Annotated in this window: 15 protein-coding genes and 1 pseudogene; 11 read left to right on the top strand and 5 right to left on the bottom strand. The window is 62.0% G+C overall.

Annotated elements, in window-relative coordinates:
- The first annotated feature begins 9 nt into the window (after window positions 1–9).
- From trpS to QP909_RS01930, 3 genes are all read left to right on the top strand, one after another.
- Window positions 10–1,035 carry a tryptophan--tRNA ligase gene (gene trpS / locus QP909_RS01940; protein WP_005322617.1) on the top strand — a complete coding sequence of 342 codons (1,026 nt, stop codon included), beginning with the start codon at window positions 10–12 and terminating at the stop codon, window positions 1,033–1,035.
- A gap of 102 nt (window positions 1,036–1,137) precedes the next feature.
- On the top strand, window positions 1,138–2,217 hold the full coding sequence (locus tag QP909_RS01935) for a YhjD/YihY/BrkB family envelope integrity protein (RefSeq protein WP_284765949.1): 1,080 nt from the start codon (window positions 1,138–1,140) through the stop codon (window positions 2,215–2,217).
- Between the two features lie 56 nt (window positions 2,218–2,273).
- Window positions 2,274–3,206, top strand: a complete 933-nt coding sequence (locus tag QP909_RS01930) for an RDD family protein (RefSeq protein WP_225745909.1) — start codon at window positions 2,274–2,276, stop codon at window positions 3,204–3,206.
- Here QP909_RS01930 and QP909_RS01925 read toward each other — a convergent pair.
- Complete coding sequence (locus QP909_RS01925) at window positions 3,169–4,374, bottom strand: D-alanyl-D-alanine carboxypeptidase family protein (protein WP_284765948.1); 1,206 nt, start codon at window positions 4,372–4,374, stop codon at window positions 3,169–3,171. The genes QP909_RS01930 and QP909_RS01925 overlap by 38 nt on opposite strands.
- A gap of 39 nt (window positions 4,375–4,413) precedes the next feature.
- Here QP909_RS01925 and QP909_RS01920 point away from each other — a divergent pair, with 39 nt between their 5' ends.
- From QP909_RS01920 to QP909_RS01905, 4 genes are read left to right on the top strand one after another with little or no spacing between them, the layout of a single operon-like run.
- Window positions 4,414–5,304, top strand: a complete 891-nt coding sequence (locus tag QP909_RS01920) for an amidohydrolase family protein (RefSeq protein WP_284765947.1) — start codon at window positions 4,414–4,416, stop codon at window positions 5,302–5,304.
- 21 nt (window positions 5,305–5,325) lie between these two features.
- Window positions 5,326–6,003, top strand: a complete 678-nt coding sequence (locus QP909_RS01915; RefSeq protein WP_284765946.1) for a type 1 glutamine amidotransferase domain-containing protein — start codon at window positions 5,326–5,328, stop codon at window positions 6,001–6,003.
- Window positions 6,004–7,035, top strand: coding sequence for an alpha/beta hydrolase (locus QP909_RS01910; RefSeq protein ID WP_284765945.1), 1,032 nt, complete (start codon window positions 6,004–6,006; stop codon window positions 7,033–7,035).
- 26 nt (window positions 7,036–7,061) lie between these two features.
- The gene (locus tag QP909_RS01905) at window positions 7,062–7,268 is read left to right on the top strand and encodes a hypothetical protein (protein ID WP_284765944.1); all 207 of its coding nucleotides are present in this window, start codon (window positions 7,062–7,064) and stop codon (window positions 7,266–7,268) included.
- A gap of 102 nt (window positions 7,269–7,370) precedes the next feature.
- Here QP909_RS01905 and QP909_RS01900 read toward each other — a convergent pair whose 3' ends face one another.
- Genes QP909_RS01900 through QP909_RS01890 form a run of 3 tightly spaced genes read right to left on the bottom strand, consistent with a single transcriptional unit; the run spans window position 7,371 to window position 9,878 of the window.
- Window positions 7,371–8,609, bottom strand: coding sequence for a SatS C-terminal domain-containing protein (locus QP909_RS01900; RefSeq protein WP_284765943.1), 1,239 nt, complete (start codon window positions 8,607–8,609; stop codon window positions 7,371–7,373).
- A gap of 51 nt (window positions 8,610–8,660) precedes the next feature.
- Complete coding sequence (locus QP909_RS01895) at window positions 8,661–9,599, bottom strand: C40 family peptidase (RefSeq protein ID WP_284765942.1); 939 nt, start codon at window positions 9,597–9,599, stop codon at window positions 8,661–8,663.
- The gene (locus tag QP909_RS01890; RefSeq protein WP_284765941.1) at window positions 9,600–9,878 is read right to left on the bottom strand and encodes a chemotaxis protein; all 279 of its coding nucleotides are present in this window, start codon (window positions 9,876–9,878) and stop codon (window positions 9,600–9,602) included.
- A 57-nt stretch (window positions 9,879–9,935) separates the two neighbouring features.
- On the opposite strand from QP909_RS01890, the gene upp reads away from it, so the two are divergent.
- From upp to QP909_RS01870, 4 genes are all read left to right on the top strand, one after another.
- A complete protein-coding gene (gene upp, locus QP909_RS01885; RefSeq protein WP_049378022.1) occupies window positions 9,936–10,571 on the top strand; it encodes a uracil phosphoribosyltransferase in 636 nt (211 codons plus the stop codon).
- Between the two features lie 47 nt (window positions 10,572–10,618).
- Complete coding sequence (locus tag QP909_RS01880) at window positions 10,619–10,993, top strand: helix-turn-helix domain-containing protein (protein WP_225745900.1); 375 nt, start codon at window positions 10,619–10,621, stop codon at window positions 10,991–10,993.
- A gap of 93 nt (window positions 10,994–11,086) precedes the next feature.
- Window positions 11,087–12,277: a M20 family metallopeptidase gene (locus QP909_RS01875; RefSeq protein ID WP_284765939.1), complete on the top strand. Its 1,191-nt coding sequence runs from the start codon at window positions 11,087–11,089 to the stop codon at window positions 12,275–12,277.
- Window positions 12,278–12,347: 70 nt separating this feature from the next.
- Window positions 12,348–13,775, top strand: coding sequence for an NAD(P)H-quinone dehydrogenase (locus QP909_RS01870; protein ID WP_284765938.1), 1,428 nt, complete (start codon window positions 12,348–12,350; stop codon window positions 13,773–13,775).
- A 69-nt stretch (window positions 13,776–13,844) separates the two neighbouring features.
- Here the strand turns inward: QP909_RS01870 and QP909_RS01865 are convergent.
- A pseudogene (locus tag QP909_RS01865) lies at window positions 13,845–15,157 on the bottom strand (short-chain fatty acyl-CoA regulator family protein).
- Between the last annotated feature and the right edge of the window lie 2 nt (window positions 15,158–15,159).

Here is a 15,159-nt window from a genome sequence, read left to right as displayed (position 1 = left end):
TAAGGCACCATGACTGCAGACAATTCCACCGTTTCCCGCGTCCTGTCCGGTATCCAACCCACCGCTGATTCCTATCACCTGGGTAATTACCTAGGAGCGCTCAAGCAGTGGATTGACCTGCAGGACGGCTATGACGCCTTCTACTTCATCCCTGACCTGCACGCGATCACCGTGGAGCAAAATCCGGAGGAGCTGCGCAACCGCACCATCGCGGGTGCCGCACAGCTCATTGCCTTGGGCATTGATCCGGAAAAGTCCACGCTCTTCGTGCAGTCGCACGTGCCCGCCCACGCGGAGCTGACCTGGGTACTGCAGTGCCTCACCGGTTTTGGCGAGGCCTCCCGCATGACCCAGTTCAAGGATAAGTCCGCCAAGCAGGGCTCGGATCGCACCTCGGTGGGCCTATTTACCTACCCGATCCTCATGGCCTCCGATATCTTGCTCTACTCGCCGGATTATGTGCCGGTGGGCGAGGATCAGCGCCAGCACCTGGAGCTGACCCGCAACCTGGCCGAGCGCTTCAACAATAAGTACGGCGAGACCTTCAAGGTACCGGAGCCATTCATCCCGGAGGGTGCGGCAAAGATTTATGACCTGCAGGAGCCGACGTCCAAGATGTCCAAGTCTGGCGCTAACCCGAAGGGACTGGTCAACCTGCTCGATGCGCCGAAGACCTCGGCTAAGCGCATCAAGTCCGCCGTGACGGATGACTTGGGCTCGGTGGCCTTCGACCGCGATAACCAGCCGGGTGTGTCCAACCTGCTGGTCATCCAGTCTGCGCTCACCGGTGAATCCATCGATTCCTTGGTGGAAAAGTACGCCGGCCAGGGCTACGGCCACCTCAAGGTCGATACCGCCGACGCGCTGCAGGAATTTACCACTCCGCTCAAGGCGCGCTATGACGAGTTGATGGCGGACCGCGGCGAGCTCGAGCGCATCCTGGCGCAGGGCGCGGAGACGGCGCAAGAGATTGCGCAGCCGCTTGTCGACGCCGTTTATGAAAAGGTCGGCTTCCTTCCCCGCCTGCGCAAGTAGCAAGCGGCCGCTTCCCCCGTGCCCCACCCCACAAAGGGACAAGTGGGGGTTTGCCAGTTACTCTAGGTGGGATAAAAACTGTGCGAGCAAGAAGGGAAGCACGTGCCTACCACCACGCAATCCTCCTCGAAGAAGACGGACCACTACGGCATCGAACGCGCCAATGCCGACGATCCCGGTGCGGTAGATAAGATTCGCTCCAAGTCCGGATTCGTTGACCACCTCATGCGCATGAACGAGCGCTACGGTGCCGAAGGCGGCAACCAGTTTGCCGCCGGCATCACCTATTATTCGGTGCTCTCCATCTTCCCGCTTGCCATGCTGATCGTGGCCACCGTCGCCGCCGTCTTGGCTAACCGCGAGGACCTGCTCAATGATCTGCAATCCCATATCACCAGTTCTATCGATGGCGATATGGGCGATACGGTTAACAAAATCCTCGATACCGCCATTGACCAACGCGGCGCCATGTTCGGTATCGGTGGTTTGACCACCCTGTGGTCCGGCCTGGGATGGATGAATAACCTGCGCATCGGTATCTCGGCGATGTGGGGTATCGATGCCAACGAGGGCGGTTCCTTCTTGAAGAAGAAGTTGTCTGACCTGGTGGGCCTCATTGGCCTTATCGTGGCGTTCCTCATCGCCTTTGGCGTGACCGCTGCCGGGTCCTCCGGCCTTACCCAGAAGATCTTTGAGCGCGTAGGAATCGAGTCCTTCTCGGGCATGGACCTGGTGATTTTCTTTGTCGGCTTGGCTGTGGGCCTTCTGGCCAACTTCATTGTCATGTGGTGGCTGATTATGATCCTGCCGCGCACCAAGGTTCCGAAGAAGTCCGGCCTTATCGGCGCAGCCATCGGTGCCGTCGCTTTCGAGCTGCTTAAGCAGCTGTCTACGGTCATCATGTCCTCTGCTACCGGCAGCCCTGCCGGCGCGGTCTTCGGACCGGTCATCGTGCTCATGGTGGTCATGTACCTAATCTGGCGCGTGGTGCTGTACGTCTCCGCGTGGACCGCCACCACCGCCGAGTCCCTGAAGTACGCTCACCCGCCGGTCCCAGAGCCGGCCGTTATTCGCGTCCGCAACGAGGTCAAGGAAGGCGCGCCTGCAGGTGCGACCTTCGGCGTTGGCGCCGCTGTAGGCGCCGCGGCCGTGGGCGCATGGAGCTTGTTGCGCCGTAAGTAAAATCTCCTCCTTAGGGGTGAGGCCGCCGCTGCCAGTGGGCTTTAAGATGGAGCATTATGAACGCCAATGACATCGCACCGAATCTTTATGAGGAATGGGGACTAGATCGCCGCGATGGCGAGCACGAGCTTTTAGTCTTGTTGGAGTCCAAGGATGTGCTGCTGCAGCAGCAAGGCCAAGACATTGAAGATCCGCGGCGCGCGCAGCTGCGCATCGCTGCCAGCGTCTTAGGCTCTGCTGCAAAGCGGTCCGAATACGATAAGGCGTGCGCGGCGGGAGTGCGCCCCACCTGGGGAGACCTAGGACAGCTGGGTGCGGTAGGGCAGTGGAACCCGCGGCCACAGCAAGCCCAGCAGCAAGCTCAGTCATTCCAGCCCGGTCAGGCGGCCGGGCCGGGGCGTCACGCTCAGCAGGAACCGCGATTTGCGCAGACCGCGAGCCCCTATGGGTCGCCATATTCGCGCAATCCCTTTGCCCCGCAGCACAATCCATTCCCGCCGGCAACGGCGAACGCTGCCGTCCCCGCACCGCTGGTACAGCACCCAGCGCCTGAAATTAGCCAGCGTGCCGGTCAAGATGCGCGCATCGGCATGGCCATTTTGGACCTCATCTTCTTTTCGCTCATTAGCGGCAGCTTCGGCGGCGCGCTGCTCTCCGGCGGCGTGGATGAGCTTTCGACGTTCATTGGCGGCGCTATCATCTTGCTGCTCTACACCTTGGGCACTGAGTGTTGGCTCGGCGCCAGCCCGGCTAAGCTGCTGATGGGCTACACGGTGCGCGATGTCGACACCAAAGAGCGGCTCACCCTCACCCAGTCCGCTAAGCGTCAGTGGTGGCGCCTAGTCAATATCGTGCCGGGCCCCGGTACGTTCGCCAGCTGGGTGGGCGCCGGCGTGCATACCTTCACCATTTCGGAGAAGAATAACCGCCGCGGCACCCACGATGAGTGGGCTAACGCCGAAGTAGTGAAAAAGCACCCACGCACATAGCCAGCAACACTACGGCGCCGGCGATAACCCAGCCGAGCCAGCCCTGCACCCCGTCCAAGGAAGAGTTCGCGGATTGCGCCTGGGCATCGGGCGCCGGCGTTGCCGCAGGGGACGCAGGGGAGTTGGCGTCGGAATGGGCGTCGGCAAGCAAATGCCCTACACCATCCCCGGGATGCACCTTATAGGCCTCGTGCAGCAGTTTCTGAGCCTGCTCCCACGCGCGCGGGCCGTGCTCCACGGTGGTATCGAGCAGCACCGCCTGCAGCCGCCGGCCATGGCGGTCAAGCGCGCCGACGAAGGTATGGTGTGCATCATCGGTAAAGCCCGTCTTGCCACCAATACCATCCGGATCATTGAGGAAGAGCCCGTTATCGTTGCCTAATTGGTAACCATCAAGGTCGCCCCAGCCGGGGAACTCCACGGACTCTGTATCCACAATCCGCGCGAAGGTCGGGTTATGGAAGGCCGCGCGGTAAATGCGGGAAATGTCCTCTGCCGAGGTAGACATGCCCGGGGCATCGAGCCCGGAGTAGCTGGCCGCATAAGTGGAATTCGTGCCGATCTCGGCCGCCTTGTCATTGACCTTGCGCAGCGTGGCCTCGTCCCCGCCCAGTTCCTGGGCCAGGGCGTGCGCGGCATCGTTGCCAGAGGCCATGAGCAAGCCCTGCAAAAGCTGTTCCACCGTGTACGTGCCGCCCGGGCCGATGCCTACCGCTGAGCCATCAATCTGTGCCGATTCTTCGCCCACCTCGACCTTTTGGTGCAGGTCCAGTTCGTCGATGACCACCAGCGCCAGCAGCGCCTTGATGATGGAGGCCGGCCGGTAGCGGCCGTTAGGGTCCTTCATCGCGATGATTTCGCCGGTGTCGATATCGGAGACCATCCACGCCGCGGCCACCACATCTTTATCCACCTTGAACCCTTCGGGCAGGGTGGTGCCACAGGGCTCATCGCTGTCCACCGGTGGCAGCGGGGTGGGTGAGGCTTGCCCAGGAGCGAGGCGCTCCGAGGTGGTGGTGGCCTTTTCCGGGCGCTCGGCGTGCGGGCACTTATCGGTATCCGGGGCGGTGGTGCGCGTGGTGGTAGTAGTTTCCGGCTCTTCCGCCAGCGCGAGCGGTGCGCCGCTGAGCAGGACGGCAACGAGAGAACTAGCGATAATTCTTTTCATGACATGACACATCTTAGGCCCGTGCCTACGATGGGACGCATGCATGACGCGCCTTTGATTAGCCCTGAAAACAAGGACTCCGCCGCCGACGTGGTGGCCAAGCTTCCTAAGGTCTCCCTCTTTGAGACTATTTCCTCCACGGCCACCGCGCCGGAGGAACTTACCGCGACCATCCGCGAGCGCTACGAAGCCTTGGCCGCCGATGGTGTGGTCTACGCGGAACTGCACCTGGATCCAGCAGAGATCGGCCTAGACGCTGCCGCGGTTGTCGAAGCCGCCGGTGCAGCCCGCATTCCTTCCCTCGACTCCCGCCTCGTCCTCGCCGGCACGGCCCCTGAGGCAGTAGTGCCTGACGACGCCCCCGTGGTGGGCTACAACCTGCCTCAGGACCAAGCGGGCGCGGCCGCAGACTTCCGCGCCGCATACCTGCCCACCCAGATCCTGGTGGGAGAGGACTTCGCAGAGGTGGAGCGCGCCGCCCAGGCCGGCGTGAACCGCCTTATCCACCCGGTGAATATGATCGATGACTTCACTGCGAATATTGAAGGCATCGTGCCGGGTAAGGCCTCTGGCTACATCCGCGACCGTCATATTCCCCTGGTCTTTACCCCACTGGAGGAGGCCGAGGAGCTGACCGACCACCCACTGCCACTGCTGCAACAGCTGGGTTTTACCTGCACCATTTCCTCGGGCGAGTCTACCTTGACCAAGCAGTTCCTCGCGCTGAGTGAGACCTTTGGCTACGGGCTGGAGGAATTTTTCGATCTTACCGTCAAAGCGGTGGAGAATTCCTTCGCTGACCAGGAATTACGGCAGCATCTGCTAGAAACGGTTATCTTGCCAGCATACGAGGAACTATCTGATCCGGAGCTTGCTGGCCCGGACACGGAAGAGTCCCTCGCAGATGCGGCAGACGCCGCTGAAGAATAGAAACGATTAAAGGAGAATTACATGCCTTCCGTACTTTTTGTTGTTACCGCTGCTGAGGAATGGACACTGGCCGATGGCACCAAGCGCCCGACCGGCTATTGGGCCGAGGAGCTTATTGCCCCGCACCGCGTCTTCCAGGGCGCAGGCTGGGATATCCACTTCGCCACCCCGGGGGCGAAGGCTCCCGTCGTAGATGAGTACAGCCTGGAGGTACTGCCCGATAACGTGCGCATGGCGCAGGAAAATTACTTGGCAGAGTTGGGCGTGGCGCTAGAGAACCCGCTGAACCTGGCGGATGTCAATGAGGAAGACTATGACCTCATTTTCTACCCAGGAGGCCACGGGCCGATGGAGGATCTTGCCTACGATCAGGATTCTGCCCAGCTTATTCAGGCGCGTATGGATTCCGGCCGCGCGCTCGGCCTCGTTTGCCACGCCCCGGCCGCGCTATTGGCAGTGGATAATGAGAATTGGCTGTTCAAGGGCTACAAGATGACCGCCTTTAGCAATGCCGAGGAAGGCGAGGAGATGGTCGCTGCCGCTAAGTGGGCATTGGAGACTCGCCTGCGCGAGCTGGGCGCGGACTATCAAGAAACCGATGCCATGTCCCCGAATGTCATCGTGGATCGCAACCTCTACACCGGCCAGAATCCCGCCTCTTCTGAGCCGCTGGCACAGCGCATTCTGCGCGATTTCTAGATGCGCATCGCGCGAGTCCTCAAGGCCGGGGCTGCCCTGACAGGAGTGGCCGGTGCAGCGGGCATGGCGGCGTATGCGCTCAGCCGCCGGCCGTACCTGCGCGAGGTGGCACCGGGGCTGCGCAGCCCGGTTCTGTACCTGCCGATGCATTTGCTTGCCGACGCCACCTTTGCCCGCGCCAGCCGCTTCTTTGCCAGCATCGATTTCTCCCGTCCGGTGCGGCACGCGGTGGATATTACGGAGTTCTCCGCTTCCTTCGATGGCCACGCCTTTAGCGCCCGCGTGCTTACCCCACGCGGCGATTCCCAGGGCACAGCCACCGCTGGGCCGCGCCCCGTGGTGGTGTGGACGCATGGCGGCGGCCATCTCATCGGTGGGCCTGCCATGTACGATCCGCAAAATGCTCGCATGGCGGCTGAGCTCGGCGCCATCGTGGTGGCCCCGCGCTACCATAAATCCACCCAGGAGCCGTTCCCAGCGGACCATGATGAGTGCTACGCCGCGCTGCGTTGGGTGCAAGAACACGGCGATAAGCTGGGCGGGGATACCTCGCGCATCGCGGTTGCCGGCGATAGCGCCGGCGGCGGCCTCGCCGCGGGTCTGGTGCAGCGTGCCTTTGATGAGGGCCATCCGGTTCGCGCGCTCGGCTTGGTCTATCCCATGTTGGATCACCGCACGACGGATAAGTCCGGTGCGGTGGGCCAATTCATCTGGACGGCGGGCCCGAACCGCGGCGCGTGGTCCATGTACCTGGGAGATGATCACCTGGATGTTGACCTGCCGCCCTATGCTTCGCCGGCCACGCGCAGTGATCTTTCCGGCTTGCCGCCCACGTGGATCGGGGTAGGTGGCATCGACCTTTTCTGCGATGAATCCGTGGCTTTTGCCCAAGCCCTCGATGCGGCTGGTGTGGATACGACCCTCGATGTGTGGGCCGGCGCCTATCACGGCTTCGACCAGATTAAACCCAAGGCGCCGCAATCGCGCGAGCTTATCGACGCCCTCATTGACCACCTCCGCCGCCACCTCTAAAGTCACGTACTAAGGGAGGACGAGCGATGAACTACAACACGCACGTGTCGTGGGTCGTAACTTTCGCCAGTCTGATTGTTCTCGGTCTGGTTCTGGGCGGGGTCTTTGGGATAGGAACCCTGGGCCGCTCCATTGTTGGACTCAGTGTCTTTGTTGTGTGGCTGATTTTCGATAAATACATGCGCGACCGGACCCGGACCCGACGCCAAGAGGAAGAAGCGTCGGGCGACTAGATGCAAAAGCCGCCCCCTCACCGTCCAGCTGCTGTGCAGTGGGACAAAGGCGGGGGCGGCTGATGTGCTACGCGCGGCCGGGGCCGTGCGAACCGTGTGGGTTTAGAATTTAGAGAAGCGCTTGATGAGCATATCCTCCAAGCCCTTCCAAGACTCGGCGTGCTCGTTATATGGCTTGGACGGTACGTAGCCGGCGTGCTCGGTGGAGCCGAGCATGTAGCCCAAGTAGTCCTGCAGGCGCGGGTTGGCCAGCATATAGGAGTTAATGGAATCGTCGCCGGCCCAGTCGGCGGCATCGGCGCATACCTCGTAGCAGCGCGCCATCTGATCGGAATCGACGGCCTCCGGGCCCTTTTCGATATCGCGCACGATGCCGTTGAAGGAATACTGGTTATCCGGGTGGACCTGAACTTCTAGCTCGCCGGCATTAGCAGCGGCGACAACCTCTTCCCAGGTGGATACGCGTGCCAGGTCGTGGTCATCGTTGTCCATGATCCAGCGCACCAGGGTCTTCGGGGAATCGAAGGTGAAGATTTCGCCCCACTTGCCCAAGAAGATGGGCTTGCCGTCCAGGTAGGTGCGCAGGGTGTAGACAGACTTGGACTGCGCGGTGATCTTGATGGGATCGATGCCCGCGGCGGCCCACGGGGAGTTATCGTACGGGTCAGCGGCCTCGGCGGCGGCCTTGCGCTTTTCCTCGGCTTCCTTGGCCGCTGCAGCGGAGGCGGCAGCAGCAGAAGAGATGCGTTCCTTGGCATCGGAAACCTTGGCCGCATCAAAGTCATCGCTGGAGACCACGCGGACGTGCTCATCCAGGTCTTCGATGACCTTCTTCCAGTTGCCGGCGATGACGTGGCCCACACCGGACCACTCGCTCATGCCCTGTTCGCCGGAGTAGTGGTCGGCGCCGCGGGAGACATTGCGCAGGATGGAGTGGGAGGCGAAGAAGATGGTGGTGTGCTCTGCCCCGGCGACGTCGGCAAGCGCGGAGGCTATCTCCAGGTTGCGGGCCACCGTGGATACGTTCCGGTGGCTCGGGCGACCAGCCAGTGCCTCCGGCATGCCGATGAGGTCATACTCATCGCGCTCGGCCGAGGTAACGCGGTCCGCATCACGGCCGGCAAACTGATCCCACTGCGGGTGGTCCAGCAAATCGTGCTTGGTGCCAGACTCCACGAAGCACAGCAGCTCGGCGGGTGAGTTAAAGGCGAGGACGGCCTCGTCGTCGCCCAAAAAGGCCTGCCACTCGGAGCCGTTTTGGCGCCACTTGGGTGCCCAGAGGGTATAAAAATCGCCCTCGGTCAGCGAGAGCTTTACAGGTACAATTGCGCGGGTGCTCATGGCGTTTTAGTCTACCCAACGCCCTAAGCAGCGCGCGAGAGCGCACCGGCCTTAGGCCGTGGGACGCCAAAAGCCTTTGAATTGCATGCCCATATTTGTGGTGCGCAGCGGGTTGGTTTGCACCGGATCACCGGCCTCCACGATTTCGCCATTGCCGGAATACATTGCCACGTGCCCGTCCCATACCACCAGGTCACCGGGCTGCAATTGATCCGCACTGACCTGCTGACCAATGGCCTGTTGGTCTGCTGTGCGCGGCAAGTCCACCCCGGCTTGCGAATACGCCCATTGGGTAAGGCCCGAGCAATCGAAGCCGCCGTTTCCGGTGCCGCCCCACACGTAGGGCTGGCCCACTTGGCTCTTCGCCGCGGCGACCGCGGCCTGCCCGGCGGCCGAACCACCCTCGGCAGAAGGCTCTGGCGGGGGAGAAGGCGCGTCGTGTGGGGCAGCATCGGCGCCGGCCTCATCGCCCGCCGCAGATTGTGCTGGAAGAGCGGCGGAGTGCTGGGCACCGGTGGGGCTTACGGGGGCGTCGGCAAGCGCGGAGTGCACCGGACGCTGCGCTACCGGCTGCAAGGACTGAGCGGCCGCGCTGAGATCGCCCATCAGGCGCTGCACGCGGGCAGTGGCCATGCCCAGGTGCTGGGAGATAAGCGCGCGAAGCTGAGCCAGAGCGGCGGCACGCGCCGACGGATCCAGCGACAGGAAACCCAGCGCGGTGGGCAGGGCCTGGCGCACCAGCTGCGTGGCGATGCCCACCAGATCCCGGATGGTGCCCGCTACCAAGGTGCGGGCCTGGCCGAGCGCGGCAGAAATGGTTGCATTATCGAGATCGATATTTTTCGCCGATTCGAGTAGGGGAGCGGGATTGCCATGGGCGATGGCGGCCAAAGGTTCGGCGGCGGAAAGATCCGGCACGCGAGGAAGCTCAACCTCCGGAAGTTGTGCCGGTTGCATGGTGGCAATCTGCTTGAGCGCGGTATCGAGCATCTACATCGCCGCCCCAAGGTGCTGGCCTAGCGAGGCATCGGTGTCTTCTGCCTCGCGCGACATCTGGAAACCGGAGTGGGCAACCTGCCCCATATCGTTGCGCAGCACGCTCATGCGCGCGCCTACATTATCGAGCGCGGCATGCACGGCCTCATTGAAAGCTGTGAATGCGGAATCTTCAGGCAAAATTGGATGGGGCGGATTCTCCCCTTGGGACTGGGCGTGCAGGTCGCGGGCGAGGTGGCGGGCATAGTCAGTATCGATCGTGAAAGGTCTCATGCCCTATTGGACTGCCCGATGGCCCATTTGGTTCCCAAAAAGTTTAAAGTGGTGGTCATGGACATCCACGTAGTAGACCACCCGCTTGCCGCCTCCCGCCTTACCCTCATGCGCGATGCGCGCAGCGATAACTCCGCTTTCCGCGCCGCCCTGAAAGACTTGGGCGCCATGCTTGTCTATGAAGCATCCCGCGACCTTGCCGTGGAGAACTTCGACTGCGCCACCCCGGTTTCTACCGCACAGGGAACCCGCCTGCAGGACCCGCCCATCATCGTGCCGATCATCCGCGCCGGGCTGGGCATGGTGGACCCGGCCCTGTCTATGATTCCGGATGCGCAGGTCGGCTTCATTGGCATGGCCCGCAACGAAGAGACGCACGAGCCAGTGCCCTACCTGGAGGCACTGCCGGAGGACCTGACCGGCCGTACGGTGTTCGTGGTGGATCCAATGCTGGCCACCGGTGGTTCCCTGCTGCACGCATTGCGCCTGCTCGCTGGCCGCGGCGCCACCGATATCACCGCCATCTGCATGGTCTCGGCGCAGCCGGGTGTGGATGCGCTGGCTGAATCCGATCTGCCGGTGCGCCTAGTCACCGCCGCTATCGATCCTTCGCTCAACGAGGATGCTTATATCGTGCCGGGCTTGGGCGATGCTGGTGACCGCCTCTACGGTCCGCGCAATATCGACCTTTAAGGTAATCTTCTCCCTGGAAAGGCGACCGCACTTTCCAGGGGGAGAATATGAGTTTCATTCATCTAATGTGGTCGAGCTACGGCCACGGATTTTCGCAACAATTGCGGCGGGTGCGACAGCGTCGGGGGATTTCGCAACAGGCGCTGGCGGAGATTTCTGGGGTATCGCGCAGCCAAATTTCCAATCTGGAGCGCAACGAAAATGGCATGCACGCCATGGCCGATCCGCAGCTGTCTACGGTATATAAGCTGGCCTTGGCTCTAGAAATCCCGCCGGCGGTGCTGCTGCCGGCCGGTGGGGACGTGGTGGAAGGACATTTGACCGATTCCGCGGTGGCCGTCGCCGAGGACGTCGCGCCTTTCCCGCAAGGCTATGTGGACCGGCGTCGGTTTGCCGCCACGTGGAACGGCGCCCTGAACTAGCGCACCCCGCATCACCACCTGAGTTACTGAACCGCATGGTCTAGTTGTAGACTTTGCACCCAGACGTATTTCAACGACAGGGAAGGCACGCGGATGATCTCGGAATTCATCAACGAGTGGTTCAATGCCCACCGTGCGGAGGTCATCGCGTGGCGGCGCCATATCCACCGCCACCCGGAAACCGCGAACCAAGAGGTGGAAACCACCAACTTCCTAGCCTCTATCCTGCAGGACTATGGCTTGGAGCCACAGCGCTTCCCACAGACCGGCCTCATGGTAGACATAGGCCCCGATACGGAGCTAGGCCGGCTGGCCTTCCGCGCCGATATCGACGCCCTGCCGGTCACCGAGGTCACCGGGCTGGAATATACCTCCGAAGTTCCCGGAAAGATGCATGCCTGCGGCCACGACGTGCACACCACCGTGGCGCTCGGTCTGGCCTGTGCATTGGCGGATTTCCAGCGCGTCCACGACCTGCCGCTGGGCATTCGCGTCATCTTCCAGCCGGCCGAAGAGGTATGGGTCGGCGGTGCGACCGACGTCATTGAATGGGGCGCGCTGGAGGGCGTGCATTCCATTTTTGCCATCCACGCCGAGCCCAAGCTGCGCGTGGGGCGCATCGGTATCCGCGCCGGGGCGATCACTTCTGCTACCGACGTGGTGGAGCTCAATATCAAGGGCCCAGGCGGGCATACCTCCCGGCCACATCTTTCCGCCGATGTCGTCTATGCCCTGGGCAAGGTCATCACTGAACTGCCCGCGCTGCTTTCGCGCCGCGTTGACCCACGCACCGGCACCGTTTTGGTTTTTGGCCAGGTCAATTCCGGCTATGCGCCCAATGCCATTCCGGAGACCGGCAGCTTGACCGGCACCATGCGCACGGCCGATATTGGCATCTGGCGCGATATGCAAAGCCTCTTTACCGAGCTGGTGGAGCAGGTCCTCGCGCCGGTAGGCGTAGAACACGAGCTGACCTACAACCGCGGCGTTCCTCCAGTGCTTAACGACGACGTCGCAACCGCCCTGCTTGCCTCCGCCGCCCAATCCATCGACCCGCAGGCCGTCGTGCAAGCCCCGCAATCCTCCGGCGGCGAGGACTTTTCCTGGTACCTAGAAAAGGTCCCCGGTTCCATGGCGCGGCTTGGCTGCTGGTCCGGCGAGGGCGAGCAGCATGACCTGCATATGGGCGATCTCATCGTGGATGAGCGGGCCATAGGTGTGGGCATCAAGCTCTTCGGCGCCGTGGTTGAGCAGTTCATAGGGGAGAATGCGGAGACAGACTAACGCGCTAAAAGGTCCTACACGTTAGACTCGTAAGCGACTTTTAAAGTGGAGCTGATAAAGGAGCAAGTGCGTGTTGAACCAGACCAAGCGAATTGTCATCATCGGCGGTGGCCCGGCAGGCTATGAAGCCGCGTTGGCAGGCGCCAAGTATGGTGCAGAAATCACCATTATTGAAGACCAAGGCATGGGCGGTAACAGCGTTATCTTGGACTGCGTTCCTTCCAAGTCCTTCATCGCTGGTGCCAATATTAAAACCGACCTGCGCCGTGCTGAGGATATGGAACTTAACCAGGGCATTGGCCAGGCCCATCTTTCCTTGACCGCACTGAATAAGCGCGTGCAGGATCTGGCAAGCAAGCAGTCCTCCGATATCCGTGCCACCGTGGAATCCCTGGGCGCACGCGTTATCGACGGCCGCGGCTACTTCCCAGAGGATCAGGAAGCCGATGCCTTTGGCGGCCACAAGGTCACCGCGGTATTCAACGAGGATGGTCACGAAGAAACCCTTAACGCAGACCTTGTCTTGGTAGCCACCGGCGCCACGCCGCGCGTGCTGCCCGGCGCCCAGCCGGACGGCGAGCGCATCCTCACCTGGCAGCAGGTATACAACCTCACCGAGCTGCCGGAGCACCTCATCGTCGTCGGCTCCGGCGTGACCGGCGCCGAGTTCGTCTCCGCCTTCGCTGAGCTGGGTGTGAAGGTCACCATGGTTGCCTCCCGCGACCGTATTTTGCCGCATGACGACGCCGACGCTGCCGACGTCCTCGAGACCGTACTGAGCGAGCGCGGTGTGGAACTGGAAAAGAACTGCCGCGTGGAAACCGTCAACCGCACCGAGGATGGCAACGTCCTGGTCACCACCCAGGACGGCCGTGAAATCACCGGCTCCCACGTCATCATGTCCATCGGCTCTATCCCGAATACCCAGGACCTCAAGCTGGAGAATGTCGGCGTGGAAACCGCCAAGTCCGGCCACATTCAGGTCGACCGCGTCTCCCGCACCAATATTGCCGGCATCTACGCCGCTGGCGACTGCTCTGACCTCTTCCCATTGGCGTCCGTCGCCGCAATGCAGGGCCGCGTAGCCATGTACCACGCACTGGGTGAGGGCGTTTCCCCGCTGCGCCTGAAGACCGTGGCCAACGCCGTCTTCACCCGTCCGGAAATCGCCGCCGTCGGTTTCACCCAGGCAGAGATTGAGGCCGGCGAAGTCGCCGCCCGCACCATCACCATGCCGCTCAATACCAACCCGCGAGCCAAGATGCGTTCCCTGCAGCACGGCTTTGTCAAGCTCTTCTGCCGCGCCACCTCTGGCCGCGTTATCGGTGGCGTCATCGTTGCGCCGACCGCCTCCGAGCTCATTCTGCCCATTGCCATGGCCGTGACGAACCAGCTCACCGTGAACCAGCTGGCCGATTCCTTCGCCGTATACCCGTCCTTGTCCGGCACCATCACCGAGGCTGCACGACGCCTCGTTGCCCACGACGATCTGGAGTAAGCGACCTTTTCCTTTCTTTTGCGCCCGCCTTTGGTAACCAGCTTAGGATGGGCGCTTTTGCATGCGTTGCTAAAAGGTGGAGTAGGAATGCTCGGCGGTGCGATTGAGTGAAACCTGGATGGGGCGATCTGCTTGTGGAAGGGCACGCTGGGGACAATGCTCGCGCGGGCAAGCGGTACAACCAGGGCCGATAGGGGTCGCGGCGGATATGTCTAGATTAAGAGCATCGGCGTAGACAATGCGGTCGGCCTCAGAGATATCGCAGCCTAAGCCTACGGCGAATTCCTTGCGAGGGGTTCCCCAAGATTTTGCGGTTCCTTGCACAAAGCGACCTATCCACAGGTAGGCATGGCCATCCGGCATGGCGGCTACCTGGCGGGTGATGCGGTTGGGCGTCTCAAACGCGCGATGGACTACCCATAATGGGCATGACCCGCCCGAGCGGGCGAAGTGGAAGGCAGTGGAGGACTGGCGTTTGGAGATATTCCCAGCGCGGTCGGTGCGGATGAAGGAAAAGGGCACGCCGATAAGGCCTGGGCGCTGGAGGGTGGCCAGGCGTTGTGCGGTGGTTTCGAAACCGGTGCCAAAGTAGTTGCACAAAAGGTCGATATCGTAGCGGGTCTTCTCAGCCATCGACAGGAACGGTTGATAGGGCATGGTGACCGCGGCCGCGAAGTACTGTGCAAGCCCTAAGGTAGCTAGTTCTTGCGCCTCGCCGGCAGGAAGCTCGGAGACGAGGTTATCGCAGACATCGCGGTAGGCGAGCAGGCAGTATTGGAGCGCCATTTCAAAGACCAATTGGGCTTCAGAAAGGCCATCACGAAGCGCAAGCTCCCGGGTGTCTGGATCGAAGTCGCGGCGTGGTCCCGGCCGGGAAAAGCGGACGGTAACGCCGAGATCCTCGTGCATGCGGGACGCTAAACGGCCGCGGCGTAGCACCCGGTCACCGAGCTGGCCGGCGAGCTCTTCAGCTAGGACATCGAGCTCGTGGATGTAGTTATGAGCGTCGTAGAAAAAATCACGGACGAGCTCAAAAGGGAGCGCTCCCGCGCTGGGGCGCGGGTGGCGACGTCGACGAAGCGGGGCATGAGCTCCGGAAAGCGCGAGGCTAGGTCGGCCAAGGACTCTTCGGCAGCGTCGGGAAAGATGCGGCGCAGGTCGGTGATGGTGCGCGTATCGCGGTCGTCGGCGAAATATCCGGGATCCACGTCGAAGCGTTGGGACAGCTGCATGAGCACGGTGACGGTGAGCGGGCGTTGATCGTTTTCGAGCTGGTTGAGGTAGCTGGTTGATAGTCCCAATTGTTTGGCCATCGCTACCTGTGTGAGTCTCCGCTGCTTGCGCAGTGCATGGATTCGTGCCCCCGCATAGTGCTTGGTCATCG

Source organism: Corynebacterium sp. MSK195 (assembly GCF_030228885.1).
In the GTDB taxonomy this organism is placed as follows: domain Bacteria; phylum Actinomycetota; class Actinomycetes; order Mycobacteriales; family Mycobacteriaceae; genus Corynebacterium.
This window is presented reverse-complemented; position numbering and strand designations above follow the sequence as displayed.